At 59.2% G+C, this 19265-nt stretch carries 18 protein-coding genes; 10 read left to right on the top strand and 8 right to left on the bottom strand.

Going from position 1 to position 19265, the window contains the following annotated elements; all coding sequences use genetic code 11:
* Window positions 1-43 precede the first annotated feature (43 nt).
* The 4 genes from H586_RS0109730 (at window position 44) to H586_RS0109715 (ending at window position 3583) form a co-directional block, all read left to right on the top strand.
* Window positions 44-1099, top strand: coding sequence for an HDOD domain-containing protein (locus tag H586_RS0109730; protein ID WP_011367216.1), 1056 nt, complete (start codon window positions 44-46; stop codon window positions 1097-1099).
* 132 nt (window positions 1100-1231) lie between these two features.
* Window positions 1232-1714, top strand: a complete 483-nt coding sequence (locus H586_RS0109725) for a chemotaxis protein CheX (protein WP_011367215.1) — start codon at window positions 1232-1234, stop codon at window positions 1712-1714.
* 2 nt (window positions 1715-1716) lie between these two features.
* Window positions 1717-2553 carry a nitroreductase family protein gene (locus H586_RS0109720; protein ID WP_011367214.1) on the top strand — a complete coding sequence of 279 codons (837 nt, stop codon included), beginning with the start codon at window positions 1717-1719 and terminating at the stop codon, window positions 2551-2553.
* Window positions 2554-2824: 271 nt separating this feature from the next.
* Window positions 2825-3583 (top strand): substrate-binding periplasmic protein, encoded by a 759-nt coding sequence (locus tag H586_RS0109715; RefSeq protein ID WP_162147965.1) that lies wholly within the window; start codon window positions 2825-2827, stop codon window positions 3581-3583.
* 26 nt (window positions 3584-3609) lie between these two features.
* Here H586_RS0109715 and H586_RS18845 read toward each other — a convergent pair whose 3' ends face one another.
* The 6 genes from H586_RS18845 to H586_RS0109685 all read right to left on the bottom strand — a co-directional run bounded on the left by H586_RS18845 (window position 3610) and on the right by H586_RS0109685 (window position 8522).
* Complete coding sequence (locus H586_RS18845) at window positions 3610-4341, bottom strand: energy-coupling factor ABC transporter ATP-binding protein (protein WP_051363966.1); 732 nt, start codon at window positions 4339-4341, stop codon at window positions 3610-3612.
* On the bottom strand, window positions 4331-5095 hold the full coding sequence (gene cbiQ / locus H586_RS0109705; protein WP_027181927.1) for a cobalt ECF transporter T component CbiQ: 765 nt from the start codon (window positions 5093-5095) through the stop codon (window positions 4331-4333). The genes H586_RS18845 and cbiQ overlap by 11 nt, the downstream gene beginning before the upstream one ends.
* Before the next feature lie 11 nt (window positions 5096-5106).
* The gene (locus H586_RS0109700) at window positions 5107-5754 is read right to left on the bottom strand and encodes a hypothetical protein (protein WP_027181926.1); all 648 of its coding nucleotides are present in this window, start codon (window positions 5752-5754) and stop codon (window positions 5107-5109) included.
* A gap of 24 nt (window positions 5755-5778) precedes the next feature.
* A complete protein-coding gene (gene cbiM / locus H586_RS0109695; protein ID WP_011367209.1) occupies window positions 5779-6393 on the bottom strand; it encodes a cobalt transporter CbiM in 615 nt (204 codons plus the stop codon).
* A 107-nt stretch (window positions 6394-6500) separates the two neighbouring features.
* On the bottom strand, window positions 6501-7319 hold the full coding sequence (locus H586_RS0109690; protein ID WP_420538524.1) for a DUF4198 domain-containing protein: 819 nt from the start codon (window positions 7317-7319) through the stop codon (window positions 6501-6503).
* Between the two features lie 225 nt (window positions 7320-7544).
* Window positions 7545-8522, bottom strand: a complete 978-nt coding sequence (locus H586_RS0109685; RefSeq protein ID WP_338046808.1) for a calcium/sodium antiporter — start codon at window positions 8520-8522, stop codon at window positions 7545-7547.
* A gap of 338 nt (window positions 8523-8860) precedes the next feature.
* On the opposite strand from H586_RS0109685, the gene H586_RS0109675 reads away from it, so the two are divergent.
* The 6 genes from H586_RS0109675 (at window position 8861) to H586_RS0109650 (ending at window position 15749) form a co-directional block, all read left to right on the top strand.
* Window positions 8861-9943 carry a M20 family metallopeptidase gene (locus H586_RS0109675; protein WP_234702952.1) on the top strand — a complete coding sequence of 361 codons (1083 nt, stop codon included), beginning with the start codon at window positions 8861-8863 and terminating at the stop codon, window positions 9941-9943.
* Window positions 9944-10092: 149 nt separating this feature from the next.
* A complete protein-coding gene (locus H586_RS0109670; protein ID WP_027181921.1) occupies window positions 10093-11718 on the top strand; it encodes an ABC transporter substrate-binding protein in 1626 nt (541 codons plus the stop codon).
* 84 nt (window positions 11719-11802) lie between these two features.
* On the top strand, window positions 11803-12804 hold the full coding sequence (locus tag H586_RS0109665) for an ABC transporter permease (protein ID WP_011367204.1): 1002 nt from the start codon (window positions 11803-11805) through the stop codon (window positions 12802-12804).
* Window positions 12805-12806: 2 nt separating this feature from the next.
* Window positions 12807-13712: a nickel transporter permease gene (gene nikC, locus H586_RS0109660; protein WP_011367203.1), complete on the top strand. Its 906-nt coding sequence runs from the start codon at window positions 12807-12809 to the stop codon at window positions 13710-13712.
* An 8-nt stretch (window positions 13713-13720) separates the two neighbouring features.
* Window positions 13721-14698, top strand: a complete 978-nt coding sequence (locus H586_RS0109655; RefSeq protein ID WP_027181920.1) for an ABC transporter ATP-binding protein — start codon at window positions 13721-13723, stop codon at window positions 14696-14698.
* Between the two features lie 43 nt (window positions 14699-14741).
* Window positions 14742-15749 (top strand): ABC transporter ATP-binding protein, encoded by a 1008-nt coding sequence (locus H586_RS0109650; protein WP_011367201.1) that lies wholly within the window; start codon window positions 14742-14744, stop codon window positions 15747-15749.
* Window positions 15750-16065: 316 nt separating this feature from the next.
* On the opposite strand, the gene ptsP is transcribed toward H586_RS0109650, so the two are convergent.
* Together ptsP and dhaL are read right to left on the bottom strand one after the other, a co-directional pair.
* Window positions 16066-18585, bottom strand: coding sequence for a phosphoenolpyruvate--protein phosphotransferase (gene ptsP, locus H586_RS0109645; RefSeq protein WP_027181919.1), 2520 nt, complete (start codon window positions 18583-18585; stop codon window positions 16066-16068).
* A gap of 4 nt (window positions 18586-18589) precedes the next feature.
* Complete coding sequence (gene dhaL / locus H586_RS0109640; protein WP_011367199.1) at window positions 18590-19222, bottom strand: dihydroxyacetone kinase subunit DhaL; 633 nt, start codon at window positions 19220-19222, stop codon at window positions 18590-18592.
* Window positions 19223-19265: the final 43 nt, after the last annotated feature.

Below are 19265 nucleotides of genomic sequence, written 5' to 3'. Positions count from 1 at the left end.
CGCTTACGCCTAGTGACAATTTTCCCCGCCACGGAGGGACGGCATGAGCCAAAACGCATCAAACGACCACATGGCCCTTAGCGAGGACTATGTTAGAAATTTCTTCACATATGCCGATCCGGACAACGAAGCCATGCTTCAGCTGTACCGCATCGGAGTTTTCCGCACGGCAAAAGCGCTCTCTGCAGGGTGGATAATGCCCGACGAGGACGCCCGCACCGCGCGCAATCTGGAATACCTGCGTGACAACTTCGAACCGGGCGACGTGTCCGTGGGAGAGCTTGTCTCCAGCGAAACGCAGCTTGCCTCGTTTCCGGACATCTACTTCCGCATCCGTAAAGTGCTCGATTCGCCCAACAGCTCGGCTGACGACATCAGCCGCGAAATCAGCAACGATCTTGGCCTGACAGCCAAGCTGCTCAAGCTGGTGAACAGCCCGTTTTACGGTCTTGCACACACCGTCGAGGATGTAAGCCACGCCATAGCCATAGTGGGAGTGGAAGAAGTTTCCACGCTGGCGCTGGGTATATCCGCCATCAATGTGTTCAAGGATATCCCGCAGGAACTCATCGACATGAAAGCCTTCTGGAAGCATTCTGTAAGCTGCGGCGTGTTTGCCAAGCTCATCGCTTCGCGCATAGAAGGCATGAAGGCCGACAAATTTTTCACCGCCGGTCTGCTGCATGATGTGGGCAGGCTGATAATCTTTAAAAAAATGCCTTACGCCTCGGTTCAGCTGCTGCTCTACGCCCGCGAAAATCAGCTGCCGGTGGTGGAAAGCGAAGAAGATCATCTGGGCTTTGACCACACGCAGGTGGCCAAACAGCTGCTTACCGAATGGAAGTTTCCGGCATCCATGGTGGACTGTCTGGCTTTTCACCATGCCCCTTCGCAGGCGCAGGACCAGCTTGCGGCTTCAATTCTGCAGCTGGCTGACAATATGGCCAATGCCATGGAAATATCTTCCGGGGGCATGTACCTGCTGCCCGGCATGGAAGAAGGAGCATGGGAACGCATTCCCCTGCAGGGTGATGACCTTGTGGAAATCGTCGGACTCTTCGACTCGCATATCGAGGAACTCTTCAAAGCCATTCTGTAACAGATTCAGGCAGAAACGGAGCGGCCGCACTGCCGCTCCGCTCTGCCCCAACCCGCTGCAGCAGCACCACATGATGCGGAGCGGACGGGCGCCAGACTTGACACGGCGCCCCAGTTCTGGGATTCACTCGCCATGAGCAGTAAATATGATGTCCGCTTCATAAACCCGTTTCTCAGCGCAGTCATTGACGTGCTGGGCACCATGGCCATGGTGCAGGCTACGCCGGGCAAGCCATATATCAACACTAAAAGAGTAGCCGTGGGTGATGTTACCGGCCTTATCGGCATCAACGGCCAGGCCACCGGTGTCATTTCGCTCACGCTTGAAGAAAAATGCATTCTGCACATCGTCAGCAACATGCTGGGCGAAGAGTATTCACGCATCAACGATGACATAGCCGATGCCGTAGGCGAACTGACCAACATGATCGCAGGACAGGCCCGCGCGCACCTTGCCAACGAAGGGCTGAAGTTTCAGGCTTCCACCCCCACGGTCATCATCGGAAAAAATCACACGCTGAGCCACGTCAACAAAGAACCCATTCTCGCCATCCCCTTCACCACGCCTCAGGGGCAGCTGGTGGTGGAAATGTCCATAGGCGCCATCGAAGAATAGCCGTGCCGGACATTACCATAGCCACAGAACGCTGCATCGGGTGCGCAGAGTGCGCGCGCGACTGTCCCACAGGCATCATCCGCATGGAAAACGGCATACCCGCCGTTGCCCCGCGGAGGGAAAAACGCTGTATCGGCTGTCTGCACTGCGTTACCGTCTGTCCCTGCGGTGCTCTTTCTTTCCGCGGTGTAACACCCGAATCCTGCACCCCGCTCAAAAACCGCTTTCCCCAACCCGAAGCGCTTGAAATTCTGATGAAAGGCAGACGCTCTGTCCGGCGCTTTCTGCCCGAAGCGGTGGACAGCGCACTCATCCGCAGAACCGTTGACGCCGCGGCGCATGCTCCTTCGGGCAAAAATCAGCGGGGGCTGCTGTTCACTGTTGTTGATGACCCGCAGACCATGAACAGACTGCGGCATGACACCGTGGAAGCCGTGCGTGAAGCTCTCGCAGACGGGTGCAGCCATCCGCAGACCGCATTCTTTCAGGCCGCGCTGGCCCGCTGGGACACGGGGACCGACATCATTTTCCGCAATGCCCCCCATCTGCTGTGGGTAACGGCGCCGCGCACAAACACCACCGCACAGGCCGATGTTCATGTTGCACTGACGTATTTTGAACTGATGGCCGCTGCCTGCGGACTGGGTACACTGTGGTGCGGTTTCGCCACCTGGGCCATGAGCGAAATAGCCCCCCGCATAGCCCGCGGGCTGGGCATACCCGAAGCCCATACGTCAGGCTATGTCATGTTGTTCGGCAAACCGGCCGTACGTTACCACCGCACTGCGGAACGCGGCTGCGATGGCTTCAACCGCGTGGTCTGGCCTCCGGCCACATAACGCTGCCTTTTCTGCCCGCGTGCCGGACGCATGCGGTTTCTGAGCGGCTGCGCCGGCCGGTGCGCGCAGCTTGAGCAGACGCCCTGTGCAGACAATGAATAACGGCAGCACGTTATACATCAAAAAGTAAAAGTGCCGCAACGCCTGTTGCAATTGCCGCTTACATGTGTATTCTCAGCGGCCCATGCGCACCCTTTTTTTACCCCTCATGACTGCTTCATGTCCCTGCCTCCGGTTTCATGCCGTCCGTCTGCCGGTACTGCTCTGCATCATGCTGTTTTTTATTGCCTGCGCGCCCCTGAACGGCGCAGCCGAAGAAAAACCGCTTCCGCGGTCAATTGTGGCCGGAGCAATCATAACTCCCCCATGGATCATGGGCACGGAAGAAGCCCGCACGACCGGATACTGTACCGCCGTGTTCACCGAGGCGTTCAGGCGCATACAGACAAGGCTCATCACCCTGCCCATGACAAAACCGCGCCTGCAGAGCTCGCTTGCAAAGGGAAAAATTCATGCAGTGCTGTGTTCTTCGCGTTCATGGCACCCCAATCTGACATTGCCCATGGCAGAAAGCCTGCCCGTCGGACAATCGGGCAATATAATCCTGATGCGCAGAAGCAGCGCCGTTCCTGTCCGTTCGCCGCAGGATCTGGCTGGCAGAACCATGGCCGCACGGCTGGGGTACTTTTTTCCCGCAGAGTACGAAGAAGCCTTTAAGCGGCGCACCATACGCAGGGTGGATGTGACAAGCGGACTGAGCGGGCTGCATATGCTGCTGGCGGGAAGAGTGGATGCTGTCATCATGGAAGAAAACGAAGCTGAATGGCTGCTGTGGCAGGAAAAGCAGGAACATGCCGTGGTCATCGTCTACCGTTTTTCTGCGCTTACCCCGCTTGCTCTGCTGCTTTCAGGACCGGAGCAGCGGCTCATGCCGGCTGTCAACAACGCGTTGCGCCACATGCAGCAGGACGGCACCATACAGGCTCTGCGCACCCGCTATCTGCAGAAGCATCTGGAATCCATTGACTGAAACAGAAACCGGAGCGGCTGCCGCTGTCAGCTGTGTGCGTGGGGTTCGCCCCCGTGCGGGTGGGCGTGTGCGTGATGGTGGGGCACCATTTCCGGATCATGCACAAGGTGTCCGGCTTTCAGAGTAAGATACTGTGACACCGTACGGTGCAGAAAATCCCAGTCGTGAGATATGATGATAAGAGCGGCGTCCAGACTGTTCAAAATATCAATAATATGCAGGCGTGTTGCCGGATCAAGACCGTTTGTGGGTTCATCAAGCAACAGTGCGTCCGGCTGCATGGCCAGCACCGCGGCCAGAGAAACAAGCTTTTTCTCACCACCTGACAGTCTGTGTGTCAGGCGGCTGTCAAAGCCCTTCAGCCCCAGCGCGGCCAGTGTCTGCCGCGCATGTTCCGCGGCCCGTTCAGGAGCCATGCCCAGATTGAGCGGCCCGAATGCCACATCTTCCAGCACGGTGGGGCAAAAAAGCTGATCGTCCGCATTCTGCAGCAACAGGCCTATCCGGCTGCGCACCGCGCGGAAGTCTTTTTCCGACCGGACGCTGCGTCCTTCGAACAGCACTTCACCCTGCCGGGGGCACACCAACCCCATTATGGTATGCAGAAAAGTGGTTTTACCCGAACCGTTCGGGCCGTACAGCCCGAGGCGGTCATGGCGGTGCAGCGCAAAATCAATACCGGCCAGCACGTCATTTTCCGCTCCCGGATACCGGTAACGGACCCCGCGCAGTTGCAGCAAAGCAGTTTCAGATGACATGCAGTCCTCCGGCAAATTCCGCATAAACAAGCATACAGGCCGCCACAGCCGCACCGCAGCCGAAAACAACATCACGCCGGTGCAACCGTAAAGTGCACAATGAATGAAAACGACCGTCAAACCCGCGCAGAATCATGGCTTCGTACACCCGCTGCGACCGGTCGAGACTGCGCAGGATGACCATGCCCAGCATATTGGCCAGAGTACCGTATGTATGCAGTCCGGTACCGGGCACAAAACCGCGCAGCCGGGCAGCCGTGCGCAGGCGCTCATATTCCTGCAGCAGCACATGCACATAGCGGTACGTGAAAAGAAAAAGAAACACCAGCTTGCGCGGCACCCCCAGCCTGCACAACGCATGCCCCACAGCCGCCGCGTCCGATGTGGCCACACAGGCAATGAAAAGCAACACGATGGCGTTGGATTTCAGAGTGACAAGCAGCGCCATGTCCACCCCGGCGCGGGATACCGCGAATACGCCTTCATCCGTCTGCACACCGCCGTATGTAAAGGGCAGCACGACCCACAAAAACAGCACAAAGACATTCACCGCCGCAAGACGGCCGAGCAACGGCCGCACGGGCGGGCGCGACCACACGGCCAGAAAAGCCGCCGCGCACAGCGCCGCCAGCGCCACATCGCGGCGGGCGGCCACGGCAACAATGCACGACAGCACAAAAGCCGCGGTCAGCTTTATGCGGGGATCAAGACGATGCAACAGGCTGGTGCCGCGGCTGAAAGGTTCATCAAACATACATGGTCCGGTCAGCGCCTGCGGCTTTTAAGATACGCGGCAATGCCGAACAGCCCTGCAAAATATCCCAGACCGCCCAGAATGTCGGCAAACCCCGGCCCTGATTCATGCTGCTCCACCAGCATGGTGCGCACGGGAGCAATCTTGCGCTCCACAACTTCTTCCACCACCTGCCGCAGCAGCGCTTCATCAACGCTCACATGGCCGCCCTGCGCGCCGGCGGCAGCACCGGCCTGCCGGCTGCCCGCCGCGCCCCGGCCGGAATACGTCACTCCGGAAGCTGCGGCATCACGCGGCGCTGCCTCCGCAGCGTATTCCCCGGCCTGCACTATCCATGAGTCCTGATGCCCTTCTCCGGCAAGCAGAGTAATGCGCAGATCGGCTTTCTCTTTTTTGGCAGCATCCGGCACGGTAAAGACAAATATGCCATTATCATCCGTCACGCCGCGCAGAAACTCGTCCCCGTCGGCTTTGTCGGCCACCACCACTGTGCCGCCCATAACCGGCCGCGATTTGCTGTATCCGGCCTCCACAGTTATCCGGTCGCCCTCGGCATAAGCAAATACGTTCACCCGATGCGCCTGTGCCGGCAGCGCCGTAAGCATCAGCAACATGACAACGCATATGCAGCCCGGCCGCAATTCAGTCCGCAATTTCATCTGCACCTCCTTCTATCCGTGCACTCAACGCTGTTTTCCGGCATTCATATGCAGCACTTCAGGCCGCGCGCGGGCCAGAAACGAAACAGTAAGAGCGGTGATGATGCCTTCCACCACCATGACGGGAATATGCGCCACCAGAATCATGCCGGCAGCATGGCGGAAGCCTTCATCAGAAAACGCAAGACTTGCCGCTGTGAACAGCCCTGCAAACAGCACGCCGCACGCCCCGCAGCAAAAACCGCCCAGCAGCCGCCAGCGCCCCTGCCTGCGCATAAGCGGAGAAAAAAGATAGAAGCACAGCACCGCGGCAGAAGCCATGGTTGCCGTGTTCACGCCCAGAATGGTCAGCCCGCCGTACTGAAAAAGCACGGCCTGCAGCAGCAGTGCGGTGAATATGGCCGGAAAGGCCGCCCAACCGAGCACTGCGCCCAGCAGCCCGTTAAGAATAAGATGTGCGCTGGCCGGCCCCACCGGTATATGGATGAGGGATCCCACAAAAAAAGCGGCCGAAAGCAGCGCCACGGTCATCAGGCGGTCATAGTCCATCCTGCGCAGTCCCGCCGCGATGCCCGCCGCCGCCACGGCGGCACCGCACAGCAAAACCGGTGCTGAAAGTACCCCTTCCGATATGTGCATGCCTTTCGTCCTTTTGCTGAAGCACCGGACATTCCGCCTCTGCGCAGTCCGGTAAAAAAAGTGCGGCGGCCGGAGGTGCGGCCGCCGCACTCGTCAGGTGCATAGCGTTATTTTTTCATCGGTTCAAGAAACTCTGTCCACAATACGGCCCCGAGTTCAAGGTCTTTTTTCTCGCCGTTGTAGTCAATTTTTTCAGGAGCAGTATTCAGTGCGGCAAATCCCCACCAGCCAGCCCACGGCACGGCATATGTGAACACGCCGTCCGCGTCGGTCAGTACCGACTGCGTAACAAAATATTCGTTGGGAGCGGCATATCTGCCTTCTTTATTGTAATACTCCACCTCCACCACAGCACCGGCCACAGGCTTGCCTTCCATCAGTACCCGGCCCTGAAACACATTACCGGCGTAGTTTGCAAAGGGCCTTGTCAGCGGCACTATTTCAGTGCGCAGACCGGCAGGAACGTCCCAACCTTCCTCTTCGCCGAAGCTGGCCACATAGGTTTTGGTAAGATGCTGGATGTAACAATCTTCGGCCGGTTCCCAGTACAGCCGGGGGATGACATAAAACTGGGCCACGCCCGGACGTTTGATCTGGTACTCAGCTTTCCACGCCTTGTGCCCCATGACGGTGGCAGCTTCCAGCCCGCCGGTCAGGTCGGTTTTACGGCCGTCGGCAATCACGGCAAATTCCTGCGGGGCGGCCATATCCATGCCCTGCAGTTCCATGGGGTGAGAAAAAGACACCTGAAGGCTGAGAGCTGCCTGATCTTTTTCCACCGCCACAGAAGCGGAAGGAATAACCATGCCGAAGTGTGCCAGTGCCATGCCGTATGTGGCCGCTACAAGCGAACATGCAACCGCACCGCGCACCATGGCGCGCCGCAGAACACCCTTGCCGTTTACCCGTGAAAACCAATGTACCATACCCGTTACCTCCGGTTGTGCGTGTGGCTGCCCAAGCTGGTGGCAGAAAATAAAGCGCATCACACCTGCGCCCGCATGGTGTTACGCAATCGCTTTACATAACACCCGCTCACACTACTGCCCGCAAGTAATACTGTCAACGGGGACAGCGCATCATGTCGGACACATTACAAAAAAAGAAAGGAGCCGGAGCTCCTTTCCTTTTTTGTATATCCGGTATGGCTGTCAGGCGCTTTGCCCTGCCACGCCCACCAGCCAGACAGTGTACGCAGCATATGCGCACAGCAGTGCGCCCCCTTCCAGCCTGTTGATGCGGCCCGCGCGGCGCACGGGGTATCCCATGACAAAAAGCGCCACGGTAAAGCCGCCCATGACCAGCAGATCGCGTCCCAGGGCGGACGGGTCCACCTGCATGGGCTGCACCGCTCCGGCTATGCCCACAACAGCCAGTGTGTTGAACAGGTTGGAGCCCACAACGTTGCCCAGCGCTATGTCGTGCTCTCCGCGACGGGCGGCAGCCAGCGAAGAAGCCAGCTCGGGCAGCGAAGTGCCCACAGCCACAATGGTCAGCCCTATGACCAGATCGCTCATACCCAGCGCCACGGCTACTTTCATGGCACCCCACACAAGCAAGCGCGAGCTGATAATGAGCAACACCAGTCCGGCGGCTGTCCAGCCCAGTGCGGCCTTGAGCGCCAGCGGCTGCGTACCGGCCTGCTGTTCCATCTCCTGCCCGAATGCGTCGCGCGTGGAATGCATGCCCTGATAAACAGACCAGCCCACAAGAACAAAAAACACGGCGAGCAGCACCAGAGCATTGGTCCTGTCCAGCGAGCCGTCCCACAACAGTGCGGCGGTAAGCAGTGTCACCCCGATAAGAATGGGCAGCTCCTTGCGGAGCACCTGAGAGCTGACCATCACAGGTCCCAGAACGGCAGTGGCGCCCAGTATGAGACCTATGTTGGTTATATTGGAGCCGTAAGCGTTGCCCAGCGCGATGCCGGGGGTTCCGCTCATGGCGGCCATAAGTGAAACAAGCATTTCAGGCACGGAAGTGCCGAAGCCCACAATGACCATGCCGATAAGCAGCGGAGGCATGCCGAAATGCCGTGCCGTGGCGGAAGACCCCAGCACAAAACGGTCTGCGCTGTACACAAGCAGCACAAGACCTGCCACAATAGCAAGAATAGGAAGCGTCATCATTACCTCTGCGGATCACCCGCGCTGATGTTGAATCATGCCGGAAACGCCGGCCCGCTTGAAGCAGGCGGATGCCCGTCCGCCTCTTCCGGCAGCGGCCTGCACGGTGCAGCTCCCCGTACACTGTGCGGCCCCTGACAATGCACAGCTGTTAAGCATACCCTGTGCACATGGCAAGGGAACGCCGGTAAAAAAAACAGCCGGCACACCCCACACCGCGGCCTTGCATGCAACATACACGGCGCAGTGCGCGCGGGACTTGCCAAAAGACCGTCTGCGCGCGCAAGATAGCCGTCACCTGTCACATATATCATATAAAAAAGGAGTCCGCAGTGTCTTCTATGCAACACATTGTCGAACTGACAAGCGATCTCATCCGCTTTCCCAGCATGCACTCCAGACCGGAGCAAATCTCACGCTGTGCCGGTTTCATCATGGACTGGTGCGCACAGAACGGCATTCATGCCGAACGCATGGACCACGACGGAATTCCCTCCGTTATGGTGCTGCCCGAAAAAGGCAGGGCGGGGCTGCTGCTGATGGCCCACATAGATGTGGTGGACGCGGAGGACGACCTGTTTGTTCCGCGTGTGGAAAATGACAGATTGTACGGACGCGGCGCCAATGACGACAAGTATGCCGTGGCGCTGGGACTTGTCATGTTCAGAGACCGGCTGAACGCCCTGAAGGCCGCCGGACGCAGCCAGAAGGACATGGCGCTGGGGCTGCTTATCACCGGCGACGAAGAAATAGGCGGCATGAACGGCGCCGCCAAAGCCCTGCCACTCATCAGGGCCGACTATGTGGTGGCGCTGGACGGCGGTAATCCGCAGCAGGTCATCACCAAGGAAAAAGGCATCATCGACATAAAGCTGACCTGCACGGGAAAGGCGGCCCATGGCGCCCGCCCGTGGATGGGAGTGAACGCCGTTGACCTGCTGATGGAGGACTATACGAGGCTGAAAACGCTGTTTGCCGAAGAAAATGAGGACCACTGGCACCGCACGGTCAATCTGGGCAGAATACGGGCCGGAGAATCCACCAACAAGGTGCCCGACGTGGCGGAAGGCTGGTTCAACATCCGCGTGACGGAACATGACGATCCCGCAGCACTGATTGACAAAATACGTAAAACAGTCTCGGGAACGGTCAGCATTGTGCGCACCGTGCCTGTTTTTCTGGCTGCAGACAGCCCCTACACAGAAAGACTGCTGGCGTTGTCCGGTGCAACGGCGGGCAAGGCCCACGGAGCAAGTGATGCCCGGTATCTGGGCGAAAACGGCCTCACGGGCGTTGTATGGGGTGCCGAAGGCTTTAACACCCTGCATTCACGCGATGAGTGTCTGCACATTCCCAGTCTGCAGAGCATCTACGACCCGCTGATGCAGCTCGCCCGCGAAATGGAGGAGCATGCCGCAGTTTGAGTGTTCAGCTAAGGGGTTAGACAGCGGCGCTTTCCTTCGTCACATTTTTGTGATATAATTGACCGGATGACGCCACCCCGCCGTCTGCCCGGCAGGCGGCGGGGAACCATACGGCAGAACACAACCATCTTTCTTTCCGGGAGGCTTGCATGCTGAAAAAACTCTTGCTGTTCACGCTGGCTGCGGTTGCACTGACAGCCTATTCGCTCACCCCCCAGTCTGTTCTGGCGGCGCCCAAACAGGGCGGAACGCTGGTCTTTGCCCGCGGTGCAGACAGCCCCGGTCTTGACCCCGCATATGAGACTGACGGCAACTCGTTCATGGTGTGCGACAACATCTACGACGCACTTGTGGGCTTTATGCCCGAATCCACTGCGCTTACCCCCTCGCTGGCCACATCGTGGGATATTTCCGAAGACGGCATGACCTATACCTTCCATCTGCGCGAAGGTGTCAGCTTCCACGACGGCACCCCCTTCAATGCCGATGCCGTTGTCTTTTCACACGGACGCCAGATGAAAGACAAAAGCAAAGCCAAATTTTTCAGCAAACAGTGGGGCTGGCCCGAACAGGCTCCCGCTGCGGAATACTGGCTTTCCATGGAAATGGACGACATCATCGAATCCATTGAAGCAAAAGACGACTACACCGTGGTGTACAAACTCAAGCGCCCGGAAGCTCCTTTTCTTGCCAACATGGCCATGGACTTTGCCGACATAGTCAGCCCCACCGCCGTTCTCAAGCATGGTGCCGATTACATAACCAACCCCGTGGGCACCGGTCCTTTCAAGTTTGTCTCGTGGCAGAAAAACGACCGCATCACCCTTGAACGCAACGACGGCTACTGGGACGGCGCCCCCTACCTCGATAAAGTCCTCTTCCGCGTCATTCCCGACAACTCGGTCCGTTTTCTCGAACTGATGTCCGGCAATGTGCACATCTGCCAGTACCCCAACCCCGAAGACGTGGAACTGGCAAAAAGCAACGGCAACCTTGAAGTGATCACCCAGCCCGGCATGAACGTGGGCTACCTGTCATTCAACCACACCAAGGAACTCTGGCAGGATGCGCGCATCCGCCGTGCCATCGCCCATGCAGTCAACAAGCAGGCCATAGTGGACAACATCTACTACGGCATGGGTGTTCCCGCGGTGAACACCATTCCTCCCACCATGTGGGGCTACAACAATGACATCACCGACTACGAATACAACCCCGAAAAAGCCCGCCAGCTGCTGAAGGAAGCCGATTTTGAAGGCAAACTGAAAGCCGCCGGACAGGACAGGATAACCCTGTGGTGCATGCCTGTGGCACGTCCCTACAATCCCAGCGGCATGAAAGTGGGTGAAGCCATTCAGGCCGACCTGAAAGCCGTGGGCATAAACGTGGAACTGGTGACCATGGAATGGGGAACCTACCTCAAAAAGCAGCGTTCGCAGGATCCGGGCATGGACCTGTTCCAGCTGGGCTGGACCGGTGACAACGGCGACCCCGACAACTTCCTTGCCATCCTGCTGGACGGTATGGCCGACCCCAACGTGCGCACCCAGTGGAAAAACGAAGAATATCACCAGCTGATGGTGGACGGAAAGCGCACCACGGATCAGGCCAAGCGCATTGAAATCTACAAAAAGGCGCAGGAACTTATCCATCAGGAAGCTCCCATGATCAACATGGCGCATTCCATCGTGGCACAGCCCCAGCACAAGCGCGTGCAGGACTTTAAACTGCACCCGACAACCAGTGTATACCTGCACAAGGTATGGCTGAAGTAGCCCCACAGGCAGACCACGACATGTGAACCATCTACCGGCAGGGGCGCGCAACCGCCCCTGCCGTTGTATTCAACGGGAAGAGTATTGCTACATTTTCTGATAAAAAGACTGCTTCAGGTCATTCCCACAGTGCTCGGCATATCCGTGCTGGTCTTTTTCATGATCCACCTTGTGCCGGGAGACCCTGCGGAAATGATGCTGGGGGAGCGTGCCAACGAAAAAGCCCTGACGGAACTGCGCCAGCAGCTGGGGCTGGATAAACCCCTGTATGTTCAGTACGGACTGTTCATGTCCAGACTGGCACAGGGCGATCTGGGCCGCGCACTGCGAACCAACGAAAAAATAACCACCGAGATAGCCACACATTTTCCCGCCACGCTGGAACTGGCGCTGGTGGCCATAGTATTTGCCGTTACGCTGGGCATGCTGGCGGGTATTGTTTCCGCCACGCGCCAGTATTCGCTGTTCGATTACGGCTCCATGGTGCTGTCGCTCATCGGGGTTTCCATGCCTATTTTCTGGCTGGGGCTGGTGCTGATGATCATATTTTCAGTCAATCTCGGCTGGCTGCCGCTGTCGGGCAGGCTTTCCTATGACATCACGCTGGAGCCTGTAACCAATCTGTACCTTATCGATTCCATCATTCAGGGCAACTGGGCGGCTTTCAAAGATGCTCTGCACCACATCATCATGCCGGCCTTCACCCTGAGCACCATTCCCATGGCCATCATCGCCCGCATGACCCGGTCAAGCATGCTCGAAGTGCTGCGGCAGGATTACATACGCACCGCCAAAGCCAAGGGGCTGTCGCCGCGCGCCGTGCACTACAAGCACGCCCTGCGCAATGCGCTCATCCCCATTGTCACCATCATCGGGCTGCAGTTCAGCATTCTGCTGGGCGGCGCCATACTTACAGAAACCATCTTTGCATGGCCGGGCATAGGGTCGTGGCTGCTCAATGCCGTGTATGCGCGTGATTTCAACGCGGTACAGGGCGGCACCATGCTTATCGCCACGCTGTTTGTGCTCATCAACGTGCTTGTGGACCTGCTGTATGCTGTCATCAACCCGAGGATCAAGGTGTAGTCATGTCTCAGGTACTTACAGGCACCACCGCTGCCCAAGAGGAAAAATCACACACCCCTCTGGTCGAAGCCATGCTGAGGCTGCACAAAAACCGCACAGCCATGGCCGGACTCGTCATTGTGGGCATATTTGTATTTCTGGCCTTGTTCGGCCCGCTTATAGCGCCGCATGACCCGCTGGAACAGTCACTGTACAACAAGCTCAAACCGCCGGTATGGGATGCCAGAGGCAGCATGAGCTTTTTTCTGGGAACCGATGATTTCGGCCGCGACCTTCTTTCGCGCCTCATACACGGCGCCCGCATTTCCATGCTTGTCGGGGTGGTATCGGTATCCATCTCTTTGTTTTTCGGCACCATTGCCGGTGCAGTGGCCGGTTTTTACCGTGGCTGGGTCGATGTCATCATCATGCGCGTCATGGACATTCTGCTGGCTTTCCCCAGCATTCTGCTGGCTATCGTCATTGTGGCTTTTTTAGGCCCCAGTCTGGAAAACGCCATGATCGCCATCGGTATCGTATCCATTCCGCGCTATGCCCGCATCGTACGCGGCAGTGTGCTGGAAGAATATTCCAAAGACTATGTGCAGGCCGCCCGCGCGCTGGGAGCCTCCGACTTCCGTCTTATTTTTCAGCACATTCTGCCCAACTGTCTGGCGCCGCTCATCGTGCAGACCACGCTGGGCTTCGCTTCCGCCATTCTAGAGGCGGCAGCCCTCAGCTTTCTGGGGCTGGGCGCGCAGCCTCCGACCCCGGAATGGGGGGCCATGCTGGCCGGCGGCCGCGCATTGATTCTGCGCGCATGGTGGGTGGTCACCTTTCCGGGCATCACCATACTGCTGGCCGTTCTCGGCTTTAACCTGCTGGGCGACGGGCTGCGTGATGCGCTCGACCCGAGACTGCGCGATTAGGGGGCACAATGTCTGAACCGCTTCTTTCCGTCGAAGGCCTTTCGACTTACTTTTATACCGACAGAGGCGTTGCCAAAGCCGTGGGTGATGTCAGCTACTCCATCACCCCCGGAGAAACACTGGGAGTTGTCGGCGAGTCGGGCTGCGGCAAAAGCGTCACCGCGCTTTCAGTCATGCGGCTCATTCCCGAACCGCCGGGCAGAATAGTCTCCGGCAAAATCATGTTTGACGGTACTGACCTGCTGAGCCTGTCCGAAAAACAGATGCGCCATGTCCGCGGCAACAAGATATCCATGATCTTTCAGGAACCGATGACATCGCTCAACCCCGTGTTCCGTGTGGGTGACCAGATTGCCGAAACCCTCATCCTGCACGAAGACCTGAGCAAAAAAGCCGCCCGCGACAGGTCGGTTGAACTGCTGAAAAAAGTGGGGATTCCCTCTCCTGAATCCAGGGTGGAAGATTACCCGCACCAGATGAGCGGCGGTATGCGCCAGCGCGTGATGATAGCCATGGCGCTGGCATGCAACCCCAAGCTGATCATCGCGGACGAACCCACCACCGCGCTGGATGTGACTATACAGGCACAGATACTTGAGCTGATGGATAACCTGCGCGAGACAACCGGCACCGCCATTCAGCTTATCACTCATGATCTTGGCGTGATAGCGGAAACAGCGCATAAAGTTGTGGTCATGTACGCCGGACGGGTGGTGGAGCAGGCCGAAGTCCGCGAGCTGTTCAACAACCCTCTTCACCCCTACACGCGCGGCCTCATGCGCTCCATCCCCGGACTGGGCGCACATGCGGACAAGGAACGTCTGGAAACCATTCCGGGCATGGTTCCTTCGCTGCTCAACCTGCCGCAGGGGTGCCGCTTTCATGACCGGTGCAGACACGCCTTCGACCGCTGCCGTCTGGAAGAACCCCAGCTTGATCCGGCAGCCGACGGGCATCTTGTACGCTGCTGGCTGTGTCAGGAATAACCGGTGCCGCCGGCATTGCGCCGGCTGATGATCAGGAGTCATAATGTCGAACAGTACTGCCGATACAGGCAACGCAGCCGCCGCTCTGGTAGAGCTGAAGGGCCTGAAGAAATATTACGAAGTGAAAGGCAGCCTGCGCCGCGCGGGCGGTCATGTGAAGGCCGTGGACGGAGTTGATCTGGATATTCTGCGCGGTGAAACACTGGGCCTTGTAGGGGAATCAGGCTGTGGCAAGTCGACACTGGGACGAGCCATACTGCGGCTGGAAGAACCCACCGGCGGCAGCGTCATGTTTGACGGTACCGACGTGCTGCGTCAGACCCGCAAACAGATGATCCCGCTGCGGGCACGCATGCAGATCATCTTTCAGGACCCTTACTCCTCGCTCAACCCGCGGCAGACAGTGGGCCAGATAATCGGTGAGGGGCTGGTCATACACGGCATGGGCAGCAAGGCCGAGCGGCTGGACCGTGTACGCTACCTTATGGACAAAGTGGGCCTGCGACCGGGCCACATAGGGCGTTATCCGCATGAATTTTCCGGCGGCCAGCGCCAGCGCATAGGTGTGGCGCGGGCACTGGCTCTGCAGCCGGAACTTATTATCTGTGACGAGCCTGTCTCCGCACTTGACGTATCCATTCAGGCACAGGTGATCAACCTGCTGATGGACCTGCAGGATGAATTCAACCTGACCTACCTTTTTGTTTCGCATGATCTGAGCGTTGTCAGACACATAAGTGACAGGGTGGCCGTCATGTATCTGGGACGCATAGTGGAGCTGGCCGACAAAAACGAGCTGTATGCCAACCCCTGCCACCCCTACACACGTATCCTGCTCAAAGCGGCCCCCGTGGCCGCGGTGGACGTTGTTCCGCAGCGCGAAGGTCTGAAGGGAGAACTGCCCACTCCTCTCAACCCGCCATCGGGCTGTCATTTTCACCCGCGGTGTCCGGAGGCCACACCGCGGTGTGCCGCTGAAACTCCGGCTCTCACCACACTGGAAAACGGACACCGTGTGCGCTGTTTTCTGTATTCCGAAGAAACCATCTGAAATACGCAGTCGGCCCCGTGCAAGCACGGGGCCGTTTTTTAAACCCATCCCGGAAGTATCCTGCGGCCTGCCGTTATGCCTTGCGCCATCACCGCCGACAATCCTTCCGCAGCGCCTGCATCAGCCCCATAGTCTGAACACACAGAAAAACGCAGTCCTGAACAGACTGCGTTTTTACAGTTCACCCCCGCATCAGCGGGTCAGAAAACATTCTTACATTTACCGCAACCGGAAAGGGCCACGCGCACCGCGCCTGCCGTTATCCTGCGGCCGGCCGGCGGCACGCCTTGCGCCGTCAGCACCGCGGGCCTTACTCTCACGCACGGTCCGCAGATTCCCCCGCGGCCTGCTGCAGCAGATTACGCACCGCCGCAGCATCGGGCAGTTCCAGCACCTGTTCCACCAGCGGCTGCAACGCAGCGGCATCAATGCTCCGGATGATTTCCTTGGCACGGGGCACGGCCGGACCGCTCATGCTCAGCGAATCAAGATTCATGGCGGCCAGCAGGGGCACGGCCAGCGGCGTGCCTGCCAGCTCTCCGCACATGCCCACATGAATTCCGGCCGCGTGACCGGCCTCCACTGTCTGCTGAATCTGGCGCAACACAGCGGGATGCAGGGCATCGGACAAAGCCGCCACAGCGCTGTTGCCTCTGTCTGCCGCCATGACATACTGGGCCAGATCATTGGTGCCGATGCTGAAAAAGTCCGCTTCAGCAGCCAGCTGATCTGCCAGAGCCACCGCGGCGGGTACTTCTATCATAATCCCCACGGGCACATCATGTCCGCACGGACGCCCTTCGGCGAGCAGCTGTGCGCGGGCTTTTTCCAACAACGTTCTGGCCGCCCGCAGCTCGCCCGGATGAGCCACCATGGGAAACATGATCTGCACGGGGTGGTCCGCCGCAGCGCGCAGAAGCGCCCTGAGCTGCGTCACGAACAGGTCTTCATGCACAAGGCAGAACCGTATGCCGCGCACTCCCAGAAAAGGATTGGCTTCGGCCGCCTGCCCCTGCTGCAGATACGGTACAGGCTTGTCGCCTCCGATATCCAGCGTGCGGATAATAACCGGCCGGCCGTCAAGAGCCTGAGCAGCTTCAGTATACGCGGCCGTCTGTTCGTCTTCTGTAGGAGCGGAAGGCCTGTCGAGAAAGAGGAACTCCGTGCGGAACAGCCCCACACCTTCGGCCCCGTTGCGCACAGCGGCATGCGCATCCGCCGGTGAACCGATATTCGCATGAACCCGCACAGCCCTGCCGTCACGGGTGACAGCCGGTGCGGCGGCCTTTTCACGCTCACTGCGCAGCGATTCTTCCCATTGACGGCGCAGACCGCGCAGTCTTTGCACAGTGTGTTCGTCGGCCGGAGCCCATACCTCACCGGTATTGCCGTCCAGCCCCACAGGAGTGCCGTCGGTCACGCCCGCTATCTGCGCTGCGGCCCCCGCCACGGCGGGTATACCCATGGAACGCGCCAGAATGGCGGCATGCGATGTGGCACCGCCCTGTTCGGTAACAATACCCAGAACTTTTGTCACATCAAGCCGCGCCATGTCCGAAGGCCCCAGATCGGCTGCCAGCAGCACACTGGGTTCGGCGATATCCGGCCCCTGCGGAGCCTCTCCGGTAATGATACGCAGCACGCGTGCTCCCACATCCAGCACGTCAGCCGCACGGGCGCGCATGAAATCGTCATCCAGACCGCGGTAGCGTTCCGCGGTGGAAACGATGACACGCCGCCACGCCGCCGCCGCGTTGCACCGGCGCTCTTCCAGTTCATGCAGCGCGGCATCCCTCAGTTCAGGATCCTGCAGCATCATCCGGTGCATGCCGAAAATTTCGCTTTCCGCGCCGCCCACGTTTCCGGCCGTCTGCTTTTCCACAAGCGCAATCTCGTCCGCGGCCTGCTTCAGAGCATCCTGCAGAACACGCTTTTCGGCCGCCTGATCGTCAACCTGAATTTCCGCCACTTCCGGCAATGCCGCTCTGAAGCGCACAGCCGGTCCCGCTGCATACCCGGCCGAGGCGGCTACGGCACCTGCAGGCCGGACCGGTGCCGCACCATGGCTGTCCGCCTGCCCTTCTTCCGGTTCACGCAGATCGCCGAAGTTTGCCGCATGCAGTGCCTGCAGGGCATCAAGCGCCTGCTGTGCGTCGGCACCGGCTGCGCGGAACTCGATGGAATCGCCGAGGCGCACCGCCAGCGTGGCTATCTGGTTGAGTGAACGGGCGTTGACCACATGCCCTCCATGCGCCAGACGCACATCGGCGTCCAACCCTGCCAGCGCCCCCACAATGCGGGATGCCGGACGGGCATGCAGCCCCAGTCTGTTGGGCACCGTCACAGCAAGCGTCCGGACATGCTCCGCAGCGGCATCGGGCACTGCACCGGCAGCTCCGGCCGAAGACGCAGCCGTGTCAGGCACCGCCGAACCGAGCTGAGCCGATTTAGCCGCAAGGGCCGACTCCGCTTCGGCCTGAACATCGTCCAGCGAGGCACCCGCCGCGGCCTGCACCGCGGCAGCAATACAACCTTCGATCAGCGGAGCCGCCGAAAGACGCACATTGGCCGTCACTTCAGGCGGCAGCAGGTCAAGCGCCGTTTCCGCACTCATCAGCGCACTGCCCAGATCCATCAGCACCAGCACGCCGTCACCGTCCTGCACTTCCTCCAGTGCGGCCATCACACGTGTGGGATCGGTGCCTATGGGGTGTTCTGCATCATCCACACCGCCTGCCAGAGCAATACGCACCCTGCCCTGCGTCATCTGCAGGGCAAGCTCGCGCACTCCTTCTGCCAGAACGGCACTGTGAGAAACAATTACAAGGCCGACCATGCGGCTATCCCCCGATACTCTGACGCAACGCGCCGAGCATCATGCACGAGGAAGCCCCGCCGGGATCTTTGTGACCGATGCTGCGTTCGCCCAGATAGCTTGCGCGCCCCTTGCGGGCCTGCATGGGCACGGTGGCTTCCAGACCTTTTTCCGCGGCCGCCACCGCGGCATCAAGTGCGGCATCAAGCGCGGCGCCTGCCTGCACTGCCTGTGTGTACGCATCAAGCGCGGGCTTCCAGATATCGTACATGGTTTTGTCCCCTTCCACGGGACGCCCGCGCGATACAATGCCCTCCACACCGCTTTCCAGCAGCTTCTGCATGGCCGCTTCGTCCAGCGTTTCCGCTCCGGCCAGCGCCATGCCCGCTTTCATAAAAAATGTTCCGTACAGCGGCCCGCTGGCCCCGCCGACACTGGAAAGCAGCGTCATTCCGGTATCCTTCAAAATGGCGCCGATGTCCTTTGCTTCCATGGAAGGCAGTTTTTCAAGCACCTTGCCAAAACCGCGATCCATGTTGATTCCGTGATCCGCGTCACCTATGGCGGCGTCGAGACCGGTCAGATATTCCTTCTGCGCCTTATATTCTGCGGCCAGAGCCTTAAGCCAGTCCAGCACCTGTTCCTTGGTCATCTGCATGCGGAAAATCTCCGGCGGTCCGGCAGCGATGCCGGCCGGTATA

It is taken from the genome of Oleidesulfovibrio alaskensis DSM 16109 (assembly GCF_000482745.1).
Lineage (GTDB): Bacteria > Desulfobacterota > Desulfovibrionia > Desulfovibrionales > Desulfovibrionaceae > Oleidesulfovibrio > Oleidesulfovibrio alaskensis.
Note: the sequence above shows the minus strand (reverse complement) of the source record. Positions and strands in the feature narration are given on the sequence as shown.